Genomic DNA, 15323 nt, shown 5'->3' with positions numbered 1-15323 from the left:
TCCGACTTTGAATTTTCGCGGGAAGTCCCCGCAGAAGGAATCAAGATGAACCAGGAAGTCCTGAACATCTTCAATCCGGTCCAGGCCGCTCCGACCTTCGACCAGATCCGTATCTCGCTGGCCTCGCCGGAAAAGATCCGCTCGTGGTCGTTCGGTGAGATCAAGAAGCCCGAGACCATCAACTACCGCACGTTCAAGCCCGAGCGTGACGGCCTGTTCTGCGCCCGTATCTTTGGCCCGACCAAGGACTACGAATGCCTGTGCGGCAAGTACAAGCGCATGAAGTACAAGGGCATCATCTGCGAGAAGTGCGGTGTCGAAGTCACCCTGGCCCGCGTCCGTCGCGAGCGCATGGGCCACATCGAGCTGGCCTCGCCGGTCGCCCACATCTGGTTCCTGAAGTCGCTGCCGTCGCGTATCGCCATGATGCTCGACATGCCGCTGAAGGACATCGAACGGGTCCTGTACTTCGAATACTACATCATCACCGAGCCGGGCCTGACCCCGCTGAAGCAGCACCAGCTGCTCAGCGAGGACGACTACATGCGCGCCCAGGAAGAGTACGGCGACGACAGCTTCACCGCCGAGATCGGCGCCGAGGCGGTCCAGAACCTGCTCAAGGCGATCGACCTCGAGAAAGAGGCCGAGAAGCTGCGCGAAGAGCTGGCGGGCAACCCGTCGGACATGAAGCAGAAGAAGTTTTCGAAGCGCCTGAAGATCCTGGAAGCCTTCCAGGAGTCGGGCAACCGTCCGGAGTGGATGGTGCTGACGGTCGTCCCGGTCATCCCGCCGGAACTGCGTCCGCTGGTGCCGCTGGACGGCGGCCGCTTCGCGACCTCGGACCTGAACGACCTGTATCGCCGGGTCATCAACCGTAACAACCGCCTGAAGCGCCTGATCGAGCTGCGCGCCCCCGACATCATCATCCGCAACGAAAAGCGGATGCTGCAGGAGTCGGTCGACGCCCTGTTCGACAACGGCCGTCGCGGTCGCGTCATCACCGGCGCCAACAAGCGTCCGCTGAAGTCGCTGGCCGACATGCTGAAGGGCAAGCAAGGCCGCTTCCGCCAGAACCTGCTGGGCAAGCGCGTCGACTATTCGGGCCGTTCGGTCATCGTGGTCGGTCCCGAGCTGAAGCTGCACGAGTGCGGCCTGCCCAAGAAGATGGCGCTCGAGCTGTTCAAGCCGTTCATCTATGCGCGCCTGGACGCCAAGGGCCTGTCGGGCACCGTCAAGCAGTCCAAGCGCATGGTCGAGCGCGAACAGCCGCAGGTGTGGGACATCCTCGAAGAGGTGATCCGCGAGCACCCGGTGCTGCTGAACCGCGCCCCGACGCTTCACCGTCTGGGCATCCAGGCGTTCGAACCGAAGCTGATCGAGGGCAAGGCCATCCAGCTGCACCCGCTGGTCTGCGCCGCGTTCAACGCCGACTTCGACGGCGACCAGATGGCCGTGCACGTCCCGCTGAGCCTGGAAGCTCAGCTGGAAGCGCGCGTCCTGATGATGTCGACCAACAACATCCTGTCGCCCGCCAACGGTCGCCCGATCATCGTGCCGTCGCAGGACATCGTCCTGGGCCTGTACTACCTGTCGGTCGCTCGCGACGGTGAGCCGGGCGAGGGCAAGATCTTCGCCGACCTCGGCGAGATCGAAGCCGCCATGGACGCCGGCGTCGTGTCGCTGCACGCCCGGATCAAGTCGCGCTTCACGGAAGTGGACGCCGATGGCGTGGCGCGTCGCCGCGTGATCGACACCACGCCGGGCCGGATGAAGATCGCCGCCCTGCTGCCGCGTCACCCGCAGATCGGCCACCGGCTGATCGAGAAGGCGCTGACCAAGAAGGAAATCGGCAACCTGATCGACATCGTCTACCGCCACTGCGGTCAGAAGGCGACGGTCATCTTCGCCGACCAGGTCATGGGCCTGGGCTTCAAGGAAGCCGCCAAGGCGGGCATCTCGTTCGGCAAGGACGACATCATCATCCCGGTCCGCAAGACCGCGATCGTGGAAGAGACCCGCAAGCTGGCCGAGGAGTACGAGCAACAGTACGCCGACGGCCTGATCACCAAGGGCGAGAAGTACAACAAGGTCGTTGACGCGTGGGCCAAGGCCACTGACCGCGTCGCCGACGAGATGATGGCCGAGCTTCAGATGAAGCATCGCGACGAGAACGGTCGCGAAAAGGAAATCAACGCCATCTACATGATGGCCCACTCCGGCGCCCGGGGTTCGCAAGCCCAGATGAAGCAGCTGGGCGGCATGCGCGGCCTGATGGCCAAGCCCTCCGGCGAGATCATCGAGACCCCGATCGTCTCGAACTTCAAGGAAGGCCTGACCGTTCAGGAGTACTTCAACTCCACCCACGGCGCTCGTAAGGGCCTGGCCGACACCGCGCTGAAGACGGCCAACTCGGGCTACCTGACCCGTCGTCTGGTCGACGTCGCGCAGGACTGCATCATCGTCGAGGAAGATTGCGGCACCACGCGGGGCATCACCCTGCGCGCCGTCGTCGAGGGCGGCGACGTGCTGGTCTCGCTGGGCACCCGCGTGCTGGGCCGCTTCACGGCCGAGGACGTCAAGGATCCGAGCACCGGCGAGCTGGTCGTTCCGGCCGACACCTATATCGACGAGAACATCGCCGACACCATCGAGGCGGCCGTGGTCCAGTCGGTGAAGGTCCGTTCGGTCCTGACCTGCGAAGCCAAGGTCGGCGTCTGCGGCGCCTGCTATGGCCGCGACCTGGCGCGTGGCACCCCGGTCAACATCGGCGAAGCGGTCGGCGTCATCGCCGCCCAGTCGATCGGTGAGCCCGGCACCCAGCTGACGATGCGGACGTTCCACATCGGCGGCACCGCCCAGGTGGCCGAGCAGTCGTTCTTCGAGGCCAGCAACGAAGGCACGGTCCGGGTCATCGGCCCGACCGTCATCGGCGCCGACGGCGCGCTGGTCATCATGAGCCGCAACACCTCGGTCAGCGTGCTGGTCGACGGCAAGGAGCGCGAAACCTACAAGCCGCCGTACGGCGCCCGCCTGCGGGTCAAGGACGGCGACCTGGTCAAGCGCGGCCAACGCCTCGGCGATTGGGACCCCTACACCACCCCGATCATCACCGAAGTGGCCGGCAAGGTCCGCGCCGAAGACCTGGTCGAGGGCCTGTCCGTCCGCGAGGAAGTCGACGAAGCGACCGGCATCGCCCAGCGCGTCATCGCCGACTGGCGTACGTCGGCCCGCGGTTCGGACCTGCGTCCGGCCATGGGCGTGCTGTCGGAAGACGGCTCGTACAAGCGCCTGTCGAACGGCGGCGAGGCGCGGTACCTCCTGTCGGCCGGGGCCATTCTCTCGGTCGCCGACGGCGAAGAGGTCAAGCCGGGTGAAGTGATCGCGCGGATCCCGACCGAAGGCGCCAAGACCCGGGACATCACCGGTGGTCTGCCGCGCGTCGCCGAACTCTTCGAAGCCCGCCGTCCCAAGGACTGCGCGGTCATCGCGGAAATGGACGGCCGTGTCGAATTCGGCAAGGATTACAAGAACAAGCGCCGGATCAAAATCACGCCGGACGTCGACGCCGATGGCAACCAAGCCGAGGCCGTCGAGTTCCTGATCCCCAAGGGCAAGCACATCGCCGTCCACGACGGGGACTACATCTCCAAGGGCGAATACATCATCGACGGCAACCCGGATCCGCACGACATCCTGCGCATCCTGGGCGTCGAAGCCCTGGCGAACTTCCTCGTCGACGAGATCCAGGAGGTCTATCGACTGCAGGGCGTGCCGATCAACGACAAGCACATCGAGACGATCGTTCGTCAGATGCTGCAGAAGGTCGAGATCCTCGAGCCCGGCGACACCGGCCTGATCAAGGGTGACCACCTGGACAAGCCGGAGTTCGAAAAGGAACAGGACAAGGCGGTCGCTCGCGGCGGTCGTCCGGCTGTGACCCAGCCGGTGCTGCTGGGCATCACGAAGGCCTCGCTGCAGACCAAGAGCTTCATCTCGGCCGCCTCGTTCCAAGAGACGACGCGCGTCCTGACCGAAGCCTCGGTGCACGGCAAGACCGACACCCTGGAAGGCCTGAAGGAAAACGTCATCGTGGGTCGCCTGATCCCCGCCGGTACGGGTTCCTACCTGCGCAGCCTGCAGCGCGTCGCCGCCAAGCGCGACGAGCAGCTGGCCCAGCAGCGCGAAGAAGCGATGGAGCCGCTGCCGGCCGAGATCGCGCTCGCCGATAGCGAATAAGCTTCACGGCTTAGAACAGACGGAAAGGCCCGGGAGCGATCCCGGGCCTTTTTGTTTTTCCTCTCCCCTTGCGGGAGAGGGTGGCCCGCGAAGCGGGTCGGGTGAGGGGCCGCGCTCCTCTGTCCGGACAGGCCTTTCAACCCCTCATCCGTCGCCTCTGGCGACACCTTCTCCCGCAAGGGGAGAAGGGAGCTGAACACCGGCGGCCGGAAGGCGTTGTCGAGGGATGTCATCGCCGGGAGCCCCGCCCATGTCCGACTACACGCTCTACTACTGGTCCGTGCCGTTTCGCGGCCAGTTCGTGCGCGCCGTCCTGGCCCATGCCGGCAAGCGCTGGACCGAGGGCGGCGACGCGGCGATCTCGAAACTGATGGGCGGGCCGGTCCGGGACATGCCCGTCCCGTTCATGGGGCCGCCCTTGCTGGTCGACCGCGAGACCGGCTTCGCCATCGCCGAAATGCCGGCCATTGTCCTCTATCTGGGCGAGACCCTGGATCTGCTGCCGGCCACGCCCGCCCTGCGCGCCCTGACCCTGAAGGTCGTCAACGACGCCAACGACGTGATCGACGAGCTCACCCTGGATGGCGGCCGCCAGATGTGGACGCAGGAGCGCTGGCGCGACTTCGTCCCGCGCCTGGAGAAGTGGATGTCGTTCTGGGAAGAGACCGGGCGGCGCCATGGCCTGACAGCCGAGGCCGGCTTCCTGCTGGGCGGCGCGGCGGCGGGTGTCGCCGATGTGGTGACCGCCACCCTGTGGTCGACCATGGCTGACCGCTTCCCGCCGATCGCGGCGATCCTGGAGACCGCCGCGCCGATGACGGCGGCCCTGACGCGGCGGGTCTCGGCCCTGCCGCCGCTAGCCCAACTGGCCGCCCGGGCGCGGGAGGACTATGGCGACGCCTATTGCGGCGGCCAGATCGAGGCCTCACTGCGGGCGGTGCTGGAGGCCTAAGCCGTCGCCAGTCTCAGGATTGGCCGCCCGACAGCGGGTCGGACACGCGTCCGGTGTGGCGGCCGCTCAGGCGTTCCAGCTCCTGCTGCATCCGCAGGACCTGACCACCGAGGCTGGTGACGTCGCTCTGCAGCTGGGCGTTCCGGGTCTTGAGATAGTCGTTCTCGCGGCGCATGGCCTGGGCTTCTTCGTCGGTCATGACGGTGGCCCTTCAACATGGGCCGGCGCCGTGCGGATGACCGCGCGAAGCAGCGCCGCGCGGTCGGGATCGATGCCGGGCGCGCGCAACTCCTTGCGCGCGCCTTCGACGATCTGGCCCTTGTGGCGATTGCCGAGGAAGAAGGCCTCGGCGCGGACCGCACGCATCGAGACCTGGCGAACGCCGACGGCCGCCAGCAAAGCGCTCCAGGCCGTCATCGACGGGCCGGACGCGCTAGGAGGCCGGTCGAGATACTGGGGGCGGACATGACGTCCTTTCAGGCCAACGATCCCGCATGGCGCGGGGCGATCCGTGGCGCGGTCATGATAGCGCGCTCGAACGCCGATAGATGCCCCGCATCGCAATCATTTCGCCGGCTCGCGAGGCTTCCGTGCTAAGGTTTTCTTCGAGGCGCTCAGTCGCGCCATCGGATCGATCCGCCCCTTCGCGGAAGGTCCTAGAAGTCCCGGAACCGGGACGCTCAGGCGCGCCCCGCCCCTTCCTGAAATCCATCGGTCCTCGGCTTGGCCCGCATCRCGACGGCCATGGCCGTCGCCGTCTTTGAAAGGAACGTTCATGTCCAAAGGCAATCGCGAGACTCGCAAGCCCAAGGCGGCCAAGCCCAAGGTGATCGCCGCCGCCGCGCCCACGGCGCTGTCGCAGACCCTGGCGCCGCGCAAGAAATAGCCGCCGCGCCCGCCAACCGACCGAGCGCCGCGGAATGGCGCGTCCGACGAAAGGCCATCCCATGAAGACCTATCCAGGCACTCGCCCCTCCGGCCCCAAGGGCTTCAATGATCCCCGCTCGACCGGCGGCCAGCCCACCAAGCCTCGCCCCATCGATCCGGACGCCCTGCGCGGCACCAAGACCTAGAGCCGATCGACATCCATCTGGGGCAGGGACAAATCCACTGCCTTCCTGGGCCCCGTGCCCAGGACCCATGTTCGAGGCCGGTGTGGACTCTTTGGGTTCGCGCGGCCGAAAGACCCGTGAACTCAGCCTCAATGCCGTTGGATTTGAACCCTGGGTCCTGGGCACAAGGCCTAGGAAGGCGGGTAAATTCAACGAACAGTGAATGTCGCTGGGCTCCAGAGCGCGTTGGGAATGAATTCCGCGGCCTAACGTCGCAAGCGTGACTATGGCGTTGTTTGAACGGCGTTATTCACCAGGGCTTTAAACCATCCGCGTCATGGAGGATTGGAACTTTCCCCCAATCCGGTCCCGAAAGGGCTCCATGCGCGCCAGCATCTCGACCAAGGTCAGCCTGACCATCGCCTGCGCCTTCCTCGTCCTGACCCTGGCGGTCCTGGCGATCGTCGCGCACAGCTCCCTGGACTTCGCCCGTCGCCAGGCGACGCAGCAGCAAGAGTCCAGCATGCGGGTGGCCTGGGACGTCATCGGCCAGCGCGGCCAGGCGTTCCGGTTGGACGGCGACAAGCTGAAGGTCGGCGACCACGTGCTGAACGGCGACTTCGATGGCGTCGATCGGGTCAAGGCCCTGGTCGGCGGCACCGCCACCGTCTTCCAAGGCGACACCCGGATCACCACCAACGTCACCAAGGCCGACGGCTCGCGCGCGGTCGGCACGGCCCTGGCCAAGGGTCCGGTCCATGACGCCGTCCTGGGCCGAGGCGAGCCCTATCGCGGCCAGGCCAAGATCCTGGGCCGGCCGTTCTTCGTCGCCTACGATCCGATCAAGGACGCCTCGGGCCAGGTGATCGGCGTGCTCTATGTGGGCGTGCCCCAGGCCGACTACTTCCAGCCGGTCTATCGCCAGCTGACGCTGCTGGCGCTGGCCTGCGTGCTGCTGGGCGCGGCGGGGGCAGGCGCGTCGGTGCTGATGACCCGCCGGCAGCTGGCGCCGCTGGCGACCCTGCGCGACGCGATGAGCCGGGTGATGGGCGGCGACCTCTCGGTGACCCTGCCGTTCGCCGGCCGGGCCGACGACATCGGCCTGATGGCCGACGCCGTGCACGGCTTCCGTGACGAGGCCCTGGAGAAGACCCGTATCGCTACCGAGGCCGCCGCCCAACGCATGACCTCCGAGGCCGAGCGTGATGCGGCCGGGGCCGATAGCGCCCGCCGCGCCGCCGACCAGGCCCTGGTGGTCCGCCGCCTGGCCGAGGGCCTGGACCGGCTGTCGGACGGCGACCTGACCGTGCGCCTCTCCGAACCGTTCGCCACCGACTACGAAGGCCTGCGCGCCGACTTCAACCAGGCCGTCGAGCGCCTGGAGGGGGCGATGTCCGCCGTGGTCTCGGCCGTGTCGGGCCTGAATTCCGGGGCCGGCGGCATCGCCACGGCCGCCGACGACCTGTCGCGCCGCAGCGAGGCCCAGGCCGCCAGCCTGGAAGAGACCGCCGCCGCGCTCGACCAGATCACCGCCACCGTCCGCAGGACGGCCGAGGGCGCCAAGGAAGCCCACCGCGCCGTCGGCGACGCCCAGGCCGAAGCCGGCCGCTCGCGCGAGGTCGTCGCCTCGGCCGTCGAGGCGATCGGCGGCATCGAGGCCTCGTCCCGCCAGGTGGCCCAGATCATCGGTGTCATCGACGAGATCGCCTTCCAGACCAACCTTCTGGCCCTCAATGCCGGCGTCGAGGCCGCCCGGGCCGGCGACGCCGGTCGCGGCTTCGCCGTGGTCGCGCAAGAGGTGCGGGCCCTGGCCCAGCGCTCGGCCGACGCGGCCAAGGAGATCAAGATCCACATCGGCGACTCCGCGCGTCAGGTGGAATCGGGCGTGTCGCTGGTCGGCGCGGCCGGCGAGACCCTGCAACGCATCGCCGGCCAGGTCGGGGCGATCAGCGCCGTGATCACCGAGATCGCCGCCTCGGCCCAGGAGCAGTCCTCGGGCCTCTCCCAGGTCAATATCGCCGTCAACCAGATGGATCAGGGCACCCAGCACACCACGGCCATGGCCAGCCGCTCGGCGGCCTCCAGCCAGGCGCTGCTGGACGAGGTGCGCAGCCTGGCGGACCTGGTCCAACGCTTCAAGGTGGGCGGGACGAGCGCGGGCGTGAGGCGGGCGGCTTAGGGGCGTCCGGGCCGACAGCGGACGTCAGAATGGTGTTCTCTGCGGTCAGGTCGCGCCCTGTTCCGGACACCCTCGCAGCCATTTGACGAAGTCCAAAACCGCCGCCCGGGCCTCGCCTGGATGCGACAGAAGATGGTGCGACGCCGGCCCTTCGATGGCGCAGGCGAAGGGCTGCACGAGCGCGCCCTGGGCTAGGAGCGGCGCGAAAAGGGTCGGTGAAAGCAAGGCGACGCCCGCGCCGTCGAGCGCGGCCGAGGCATCCAGCTCCTGTGTCGGATAGTCCGTCGACACAAACCGGAGCGCCGGCGGCGAGACGCCCGCCTCGGCGAACCACCGAGGCCAATCCGCATGCCGCAGCAACGGCAGTTCCGCCAAGTGTTCGGGCCGTTCGAGGAGCATATCCGCCAAGAGCCCGGGGCTCAGCATGGGCGTTGCGTCGATCGGCATGAGCCGCACGGCGTCGAGGCCTGGCCAGTCGCCCAAACCCGTCCGGATCGCCAGATCGAACGCATGGCTCGCGCGCACCTCGGCCGAGACGTCCAGTTGGATCGACATCGCGCCGGGCAAATCGCGGTAGCGCGCGAGGCGGGGGGCAAGCCAGCGCGCCGCGAAGGTCGGCGGCGCGCTAAGGCGAAGCGTGGGAGGCTCGGTGACGCAGGCTTCCACGGCCGAGCGCACCAGCGCCAGGGCCTCGCCCAGGCTCGCCGCCAAGGTCTGTCCCGCGGCGGTGGCCGAAACGCGCGGCCCCGAGCGGTGGAAGAGCGCCACGCCCAGTTCAGCCTCGAGGTCGCGGATGCGCAGGCTCACCGCGCTTGGCGTGACACCCAGCTCGGCAGCCGCCCGCGAGAAGCTGGCAGTGCGCACGCAGGCTTCGAGCACGCGAAGCGATTCGAGAGGCGGCAATCGTCGCTGCACGGCCGCAAGTTAAGCACAGCTCAAAGTAAGCCGAAAGAACGCGCGTTATGCCCGTCCGGCGGTCCATGCGAGATCGGCTGACCGTTCCCTTTCGCTGGATCCGACATGACCCCGTTGAAATCTCGACATCTGTTCACGCTCGACATCGCGCTGCACCCCACGCTGGAACTGGGCGTGACGCCCGTCGGCGAGCGCCGCGTGTTTCCCGTCGCCGGTGGAACGTTCGCCGGCGAGCGCCTGCGCGGGCGCATCTCGCCGTTCGCGGGATCGGATCTTCTCCTGATCCGCGCGGATGGCTCACGCGAGCAGGATGTCCGCCTGGTCCTGACCACCGACGACGGCGCCCAGATCATCATGACCTACCGTGGTCGTGGGCATAGCTCGGCCGAGGTGACGGCGCGGGTCGCCGCGGGCGAGACGGTCGCCCCTTCCGAGTACTATCTGCGAACGGCGCCATTCTTCGAAACCGCCTCCGCCACCTACCACTGGCTCAATCTGATCGCGGCGATCGGCGTTGGCGAGCGGCGCGCCGACGGAAGCGTGCGCTACGAGGTGCATGAGATTCTTTGATCTCGCGGGCCCTACTGTTGCCCCGCCTTCTTCTGCAACTCCAGGAACTTCCGCGCCCGATCGGCCGAGTCCTTCTCGCGCCGCATCTGATCGACGACCGACTTGCGCGGGCGGCCCAGGCCGTCCTGTTCGGCGCCGAGGACGAAGGGGATCTCCTTCATCGTGCCGGGATGTTCGCGGCTGCGATGGTCGACGCCGGGGCCCATCGGGGCCTCCTGATAGCGGCGGTAGGCGTCCTGAGCGGCGGCCTGGGCGTCCAGCGCCTGGCGCTTGGCGGCGTCCATGCCTGACAGCGGCTCGCCCTTGGCCTTGGCGGCGCCGAAGCGTTCGTCGCACTTCTCGCGTTCGCGGCGGTTGAGGCCGACGGCGTCGGCGCTGACGCAGCCGGTGGCGCTGCCGCGCAAGGCCGTGCGCAGGTCGCCGGCGCCCTCGCCGGGCAAGGGCGCGGGACGGATGGCCGTCCCCGGCCTGGCGACGCCGGCGGCGGGCACGTTCAGGGTCGGGACCCCGGCCGGGGCGGGCCGCGCGGGCTGGCGGACCTGGAACGGCAGGACCGGGGAGGGGGCGACGGCGGCGGAGGCCGGCGCGGCGCGCGGCTTGGGCGCCACCGCCCGGTCGGGACGCAGCAGGTCGACCGTCACGATCGGCAGGTCGTCGGGGATGACGTGTTCCAGCAGCGGCGGCTGGGGCAGGGCCAGCCAGGCCAGCACCGCCACGTGCAGCAGCAGCGAGCCGGCGAGAATCGTCGCCCGTCTCCGCCTGTCCGTGCTTCGCATGGCGATCGCCGTCACCCGTCTTTCCGTCCTCTCGCGCCCCTCCCACATGGCGAGGCTGGCGACGCATACAAGCCGCTCCATCCAAGGGCGAGGCTGCACAGCCCGAGGTGGCGAAATCTGGGCCGTGCCAGGGTCCTTAAGGCCGCGTTAACCGGCGCGGGAACAGGYGATTGACGCCGGGCGACTTCGCGAGTACATACCGCGCTCTTTTTCGAGGCGTGCGTTCGCGTGCGTCCTGATGAGCTACCGTTCTTATGGGCTTTTAGCCCAAGAGAGCCTGAACCCGCCGGTGTGCTTCCCGCGCCCCGGCGAGTTTCGTGTTTATCGGGTCTCCAAGCGGAGCCTTGAACCAAGAACAACAAAGACAAGGACCTGAAGCGCCCCGGCCGAAAGGCACACGCTTCCATCAGAGCAGAGACTTAATGCCTACCATTAACCAGCTCATCCGTAAGCCGCGCTCTCCGAAGCCGGTGCGGAACAAGGTGCCGGCCCTGAAGGGCTGCCCCCAACGTCGCGGCGTCTGCACGCGCGTCTACACCACGACCCCGAAGAAGCCGAACTCGGCTCTCCGTAAGGTCGCCAAGGTCCGTCTGACCACCGGCATCGAAGCCGTGTGCTACATCCCGGGCGAAGGTCACAACCTGCAGGAGCACTCGGTGGTGCTCATCCGCGGCGGCCGCGTCAAGGATTTGCCCGGCGTCCGTTATCACATCCTGCGCGGCGTCCTCGACACCCAAGGTGTCAAGGATCGTAAGCAGCGTCGTTCGCTCTACGGCGCCAAGCGTCCGAAGTAAGGAAAAGAAGAATGTCCCGCCGCCGTCGCGCCGAGAAACGCCAAGTCCTGCCGGACCCCAAGTTTGGGGATCTGATCGTCACGAAGTTCATGAACTACGTGATGTACGAGGGCAAAAAAGCCGTCGCTGAAAACATCATCTATGGTGCTTTCGACATCCTGGAAAACAAGCGCAAGGACCAAGGTCCGCTTGAGACCTTCCACTCCGCCCTGGACAACGTCGCTCCGGCGATCGAAGTCCGGTCGCGCCGCGTCGGCGGCGCCACCTATCAGGTGCCGGTCGAAGTCCGTCCGGACCGTCGCCGCGCCCTGGCCATCCGTTGGCTGGTGACCGCCGCTCGCAAGCGCGGTGAGAACACCATGACGGAAAAGCTGGCTGGTGAGCTGCTCGACGCCTCCAACAACCGCGGCACCGCGGTGAAGAAGCGCGAAGACACCCACAAGATGGCCGAAGCCAACCGGGCGTTCTCGCACTACCGCTGGTAACCTTTCGTACCAGCACTCTTTCAGGCGCGGGCGGTTTGCGATAAACCGCCCGCGCCGCACGTTTAATGACCCTGCCGCTCGTCTCCGAGCTCAGGGCAGCCACGCAGAGCTTGATCATGGCCCGCCAGCATAAAATCGAAGACTACCGTAACTTCGGCATCATGGCGCACATCGACGCCGGCAAGACGACGACGACCGAGCGGATCCTGTATTACACGGGTAAGTCGCACAAGATCGGCGAAGTCCACGACGGCGCCGCCACGATGGACTGGATGGAGCAGGAGCAAGAGCGCGGCATCACGATCACGTCGGCCGCGACGACCGCTTACTGGCGTGAAAAGCGCCTCAACATCATCGACACCCCCGGGCACGTCGACTTCACCATCGAAGTCGAACGCAGCCTGCGCGTGCTCGACGGCGCCGTGACGGTGCTGGACGGCAACGCCGGCGTCGAGCCGCAGACCGAAACCGTCTGGCGTCAGGCCGACAAGTACCGGGTTCCGCGCATCGTCTTCGTCAACAAGATGGACAAGATCGGCGCCGACTTCGACAAGTCGGTCGAGTCGATCCGTGACCGCCTGGGCGCCAAGGCCGTGCCGATCCAGTTCCCGATCGGCTCGGAAACCAACCTGAAGGGCCTCGTGGACCTGGTCCGCATGAAGGCCGTTGTCTGGGACAACGACGCCCTGGGCGCCAACTTCCGCGACGAAGAAATCCCCGCCGATCTGCTGGACAAGGCCGTGGAAGCCCGCGCCTACCTGGTCGAGAACGCCGTCGAAATGGACGACGAGGCGATGGAAGCCTATCTGGGCGGCGAAGAGCCCTCGGAAGCCACCATCAAGAAGTGCATCCGCAAGGCCGTGCTGACCGGCGCCTTCTATCCGATCCTCTGCGGCTCGGCCTTCAAGAACAAGGGCGTGCAGACGCTGCTGGACGCCGTCGTCGACTACCTGCCGTCGCCGCTGGACATCCCGCCGACCAAGGGCATCGACTTCAAGACCGAAGAAGAGATCGTGCGTCACGCCTCGGACGAAGAGCCGCTGTCGGTTCTGGCGTTCAAGATCATGGACGACCCCTTCGTCGGTTCGCTGACCTTCTGCCGCATCTATTCGGGCAAGCTGGAAACCGGCATGGGCCTGCTGAACGCCACGCGCGACAAGCGCGAGCGCGTCGGCCGCATGCTGCTGATGCACTCGAACAACCGCGAAGACATCAAGGAAGCCTTCGCCGGCGACATCGTCGCCCTGGCCGGCCTCAAGGACACCCGCACCGGTGACACCCTGTGCGATCCGCTGAAGTCGCCGGTCATCCTGGAGCGCATGGAGTTCCCGGCCCCGGTCATCGAGATCGCCGTCGAGCCCAAGTCGAAGGCCGACCAGGAAAAGCTGGGCGTCGCCCTGCAGAAGCTGGCCGCCGAGGATCCGTCCTTCACCGTCTCGACCGACTTCGAGTCGGGCCAGACGATCCTGAAGGGCATGGGCGAGCTGCACCTGGACATCAAGATCGACATCCTGAAGCGGACCTACAAGGTCGAAGCCAACATCGGCGCGCCGCAGGTGGCCTATCGCGAAAGCCTGGGTAAGAAGGTCGACATCGACTACACCCACAAGAAGCAGACCGGCGGTACGGGCCAGTTCGCCCGCGTCATGATCACCTTCGAACCGGGCGAGCCGGGTTCGGGCTTCGTGTTCGAAAGCGCCATCGTCGGCGGCGCCGTGCCGAAGGAATACATCCCGGGCGTCCAAAAGGGCCTGGAATCGGTCAAGGACAACGGCCTGCTGGCCGGCTTCCCGCTGATCGACTTCAAGGCGACTCTGACGGACGGCAAGTACCACGACGTCGACTCGTCGGTCCTGGCCTTCGAAATCGCCTCGCGCGCCGCCTTCAAGGAGCTGCGCGAAAAGGGCGCTCCGAAGCTGCTCGAGCCGATCATGAAGGTCGAGGTCGTGACCCCGGAAGAGTACCTGGGCTCGGTCATCGGCGACCTGAACAGCCGTCGTGGCATGATCCAAGGTCAAGACATGCGCGGCAACGCCACGGTGGTGAACGCCTTCGTGCCGCTGGCCAACATGTTCGGCTATGTGAACACGCTGCGGGGCATGTCCCAAGGCCGCGCCCAGTTCAGCATGGTCTACGATCACTACGAGCCGGTGCCGCAACACGTCGCCGACGAAGTGATCAAGAAGTACGCGTAAGCTTTTCCCTCGGGAAAGCGTACACGAGAAGAATAGGAGGGAGCTTTCACGAGCCCCCTCCACACCACCCCAGAAGTTCAACCAATAAAAGGCCCCCCCGTTTTTCGTAGGGTTCTGGGGTCCTGGAGCTAAGAAGATGGCCAAGGAAAAGTTCGAACGTAACAAGCCGCACTGCAACATCGGCACCATTGGTCACGTTGACCATGGCAAGACGACGCTGACGGCCGCGATCACGATCACGCTGGCGAAGGCCGGCGGTGGCAAGGCGATGAACTACGCCGACATCGACGCCGCGCCGGAAGAAAAGGCCCGCGGCATCACGATCAACACCGCGCACGTCGAGTACGAGACGGCCAACCGTCACTACGCGCACGTCGACTGCCCCGGCCACGCCGACTATGTGAAGAACATGATCACCGGCGCGGCCCAGATGGACGGCGCGATCCTGGTCGTGTCGGCCGCCGACGGCCCGATGCCGCAGACCCGCGAGCACATCCTGCTGGCCCGCCAGGTCGGCGTGCCGGCSCTGGTCGTCTACATGAACAAGGTCGACCTGGTCGACGACGAGGAGCTGCTCGAGCTCGTCGARATGGAAGTGCGCGAGCTGCTGTCGTCGTACGACTTCCCGGGCGACGACATCCCGATCACCAAGGGTTCGGCCAAGGTGGCGATCGACGGCGGCAACCCGGCGATCGGTGAAGAGTCGATCCTGGCCCTGATGGCCACGGTCGACGCCTACATCCCCCAGCCGGAACGTCCGGTCGACYTGCCGTTCCTGATGCCGGTCGAAGACGTGTTCTCGATCTCGGGTCGCGGCACCGTGGTCACGGGCCGTATCGAAAAGGGCATCGTCAAGGTCGGCGAGGAAGTCGAGATCGTCGGCATCCGTCCGATCCAAAAGACGACCTGCACGGGCGTCGAAATGTTCCGCAAGCTGCTGGACCAAGGTCAAGCCGGCGACAACGTGGGCGTGCTGCTGCGCGGCACCAAGCGTGAAGACGTCGAGCGCGGCCAAGTGCTGTGCAAGCCGGGTTCGATCACGCCGCACACCAAGTTCGTGGCCGAAGCCTACATCCTGAACAAGGAAGAAGGCGGCCGTCACACCCCGTTCTTCACCAACTACCGTCCGCAGTTCTACTTCCGCACGACCGATGTCACCGGCATCATCA

The 15323-nt window shown here is 66.6% G+C and carries 13 protein-coding genes and 1 pseudogene; 9 read left to right on the top strand and 5 right to left on the bottom strand.

The genetic code is table 11. The annotated features are described in order from the left end of the window. Nucleotides 1-45 precede the first annotated feature (45 nt). Together rpoC and AC1DSO_RS16135 are read left to right on the top strand one after the other, a co-directional pair. A complete protein-coding gene (gene rpoC / locus AC1DSO_RS16140) occupies nt 46-4236 on the top strand; it encodes a DNA-directed RNA polymerase subunit beta' (protein WP_477069788.1) in 4191 nt (1396 codons plus the stop codon). Between the two features lie 250 nt (nt 4237-4486). Then, complete coding sequence (locus tag AC1DSO_RS16135) at nt 4487-5188, top strand: glutathione S-transferase (protein WP_477069787.1); 702 nt, start codon at nt 4487-4489, stop codon at nt 5186-5188. A 13-nt stretch (nt 5189-5201) separates the two neighbouring features. Here the strand turns inward: AC1DSO_RS16135 and AC1DSO_RS16130 are convergent, their stop codons facing one another. Both AC1DSO_RS16130 and AC1DSO_RS16125 read right to left on the bottom strand, forming a co-directional pair. After that, a complete protein-coding gene (locus AC1DSO_RS16130; RefSeq protein ID WP_477069786.1) occupies nt 5202-5387 on the bottom strand; it encodes a hypothetical protein in 186 nt (61 codons plus the stop codon). After that, complete coding sequence (locus AC1DSO_RS16125) at nt 5384-5605, bottom strand: hypothetical protein (protein ID WP_477069785.1); 222 nt, start codon at nt 5603-5605, stop codon at nt 5384-5386. The genes AC1DSO_RS16130 and AC1DSO_RS16125 overlap by 4 nt, the downstream gene beginning before the upstream one ends. A gap of 530 nt (nt 5606-6135) precedes the next feature. Between AC1DSO_RS16125 and AC1DSO_RS16120 the strand changes: the two genes are divergently transcribed. After that, nucleotides 6136-6261, top strand: a complete 126-nt coding sequence (locus AC1DSO_RS16120) for a hypothetical protein (RefSeq protein ID WP_477069784.1) — start codon at nt 6136-6138, stop codon at nt 6259-6261. 361 nt (nt 6262-6622) lie between these two features. Next, nucleotides 6623-8419 (top strand): methyl-accepting chemotaxis protein, encoded by a 1797-nt coding sequence (locus tag AC1DSO_RS16115; protein WP_477069783.1) that lies wholly within the window; start codon nt 6623-6625, stop codon nt 8417-8419. A gap of 45 nt (nt 8420-8464) precedes the next feature. Here the strand turns inward: AC1DSO_RS16115 and AC1DSO_RS16110 are convergent, their stop codons facing one another. Continuing rightward, on the bottom strand, nt 8465-9334 hold the full coding sequence (locus tag AC1DSO_RS16110) for a LysR substrate-binding domain-containing protein (RefSeq protein ID WP_477069782.1): 870 nt from the start codon (nt 9332-9334) through the stop codon (nt 8465-8467). A gap of 105 nt (nt 9335-9439) precedes the next feature. Between AC1DSO_RS16110 and AC1DSO_RS16105 the strand changes: the two genes are divergently transcribed. Further along, nucleotides 9440-9904 (top strand): DUF3237 domain-containing protein, encoded by a 465-nt coding sequence (locus tag AC1DSO_RS16105; RefSeq protein WP_477069781.1) that lies wholly within the window; start codon nt 9440-9442, stop codon nt 9902-9904. 11 nt (nt 9905-9915) lie between these two features. Here AC1DSO_RS16105 and AC1DSO_RS16100 read toward each other — a convergent pair whose 3' ends face one another. Continuing rightward, nucleotides 9916-10680 (bottom strand): hypothetical protein, encoded by a 765-nt coding sequence (locus AC1DSO_RS16100; RefSeq protein WP_477069780.1) that lies wholly within the window; start codon nt 10678-10680, stop codon nt 9916-9918. 136 nt (nt 10681-10816) lie between these two features. Next, a pseudogene (locus tag AC1DSO_RS16095) lies at nt 10817-11079 on the bottom strand (hypothetical protein). A gap of 23 nt (nt 11080-11102) precedes the next feature. Here AC1DSO_RS16095 and rpsL point away from each other — a divergent pair. From rpsL to tuf, 4 genes are all read left to right on the top strand, one after another. Beyond that, nucleotides 11103-11474, top strand: a complete 372-nt coding sequence (rpsL, locus tag AC1DSO_RS16090) for a 30S ribosomal protein S12 (protein ID WP_004624021.1) — start codon at nt 11103-11105, stop codon at nt 11472-11474. 11 nt (nt 11475-11485) lie between these two features. After that, a complete protein-coding gene (gene rpsG / locus AC1DSO_RS16085) occupies nt 11486-11959 on the top strand; it encodes a 30S ribosomal protein S7 (protein ID WP_007661568.1) in 474 nt (157 codons plus the stop codon). A 116-nt stretch (nt 11960-12075) separates the two neighbouring features. After that, the gene (gene fusA, locus AC1DSO_RS16080; RefSeq protein WP_477069779.1) at nt 12076-14154 is read left to right on the top strand and encodes an elongation factor G; all 2079 of its coding nucleotides are present in this window, start codon (nt 12076-12078) and stop codon (nt 14152-14154) included. A 136-nt stretch (nt 14155-14290) separates the two neighbouring features. Continuing rightward, a partial coding sequence (gene tuf / locus AC1DSO_RS16075; protein ID WP_477069778.1) for an elongation factor Tu occupies nt 14291-15323 on the top strand: 1033 nt, incomplete at its 3' end.

Source organism: Caulobacter sp. P4_E5 (assembly GCF_056401555.1).
The sequence above is the reverse complement of the archived record's forward strand: the minus strand, read 5'-3'. Positions and strand labels throughout refer to the sequence as shown.

Coding starts and splice junctions, on each gene's coding strand:
- AC1DSO_RS16100 (WP_477069780.1), bottom strand. CDS start 10,680: ATGCGAAGCACGGACAGGCGGAGACGGGCGACGATTCTCGCCGGCTCG.
- rpsL (WP_004624021.1), top strand. CDS start 11,103: ATGCCTACCATTAACCAGCTCATCCGTAAGCCGCGCTCTCCGAAGCCG.
- fusA (WP_477069779.1), top strand. CDS start 12,076: ATGGCCCGCCAGCATAAAATCGAAGACTACCGTAACTTCGGCATCATG.
- AC1DSO_RS16130 (WP_477069786.1), bottom strand. CDS start 5,387: ATGACCGACGAAGAAGCCCAGGCCATGCGCCGCGAGAACGACTATCTC.
- AC1DSO_RS16120 (WP_477069784.1), top strand. CDS start 6,136: ATGAAGACCTATCCAGGCACTCGCCCCTCCGGCCCCAAGGGCTTCAAT.
- AC1DSO_RS16115 (WP_477069783.1), top strand. CDS start 6,623: ATGCGCGCCAGCATCTCGACCAAGGTCAGCCTGACCATCGCCTGCGCC.
- AC1DSO_RS16135 (WP_477069787.1), top strand. CDS start 4,487: ATGTCCGACTACACGCTCTACTACTGGTCCGTGCCGTTTCGCGGCCAG.
- AC1DSO_RS16125 (WP_477069785.1), bottom strand. CDS start 5,605: ATGACGGCCTGGAGCGCTTTGCTGGCGGCCGTCGGCGTTCGCCAGGTC.
- rpoC (WP_477069788.1), top strand. CDS start 46: ATGAACCAGGAAGTCCTGAACATCTTCAATCCGGTCCAGGCCGCTCCG.
- rpsG (WP_007661568.1), top strand. CDS start 11,486: ATGTCCCGCCGCCGTCGCGCCGAGAAACGCCAAGTCCTGCCGGACCCC.
- AC1DSO_RS16105 (WP_477069781.1), top strand. CDS start 9,440: ATGACCCCGTTGAAATCTCGACATCTGTTCACGCTCGACATCGCGCTG.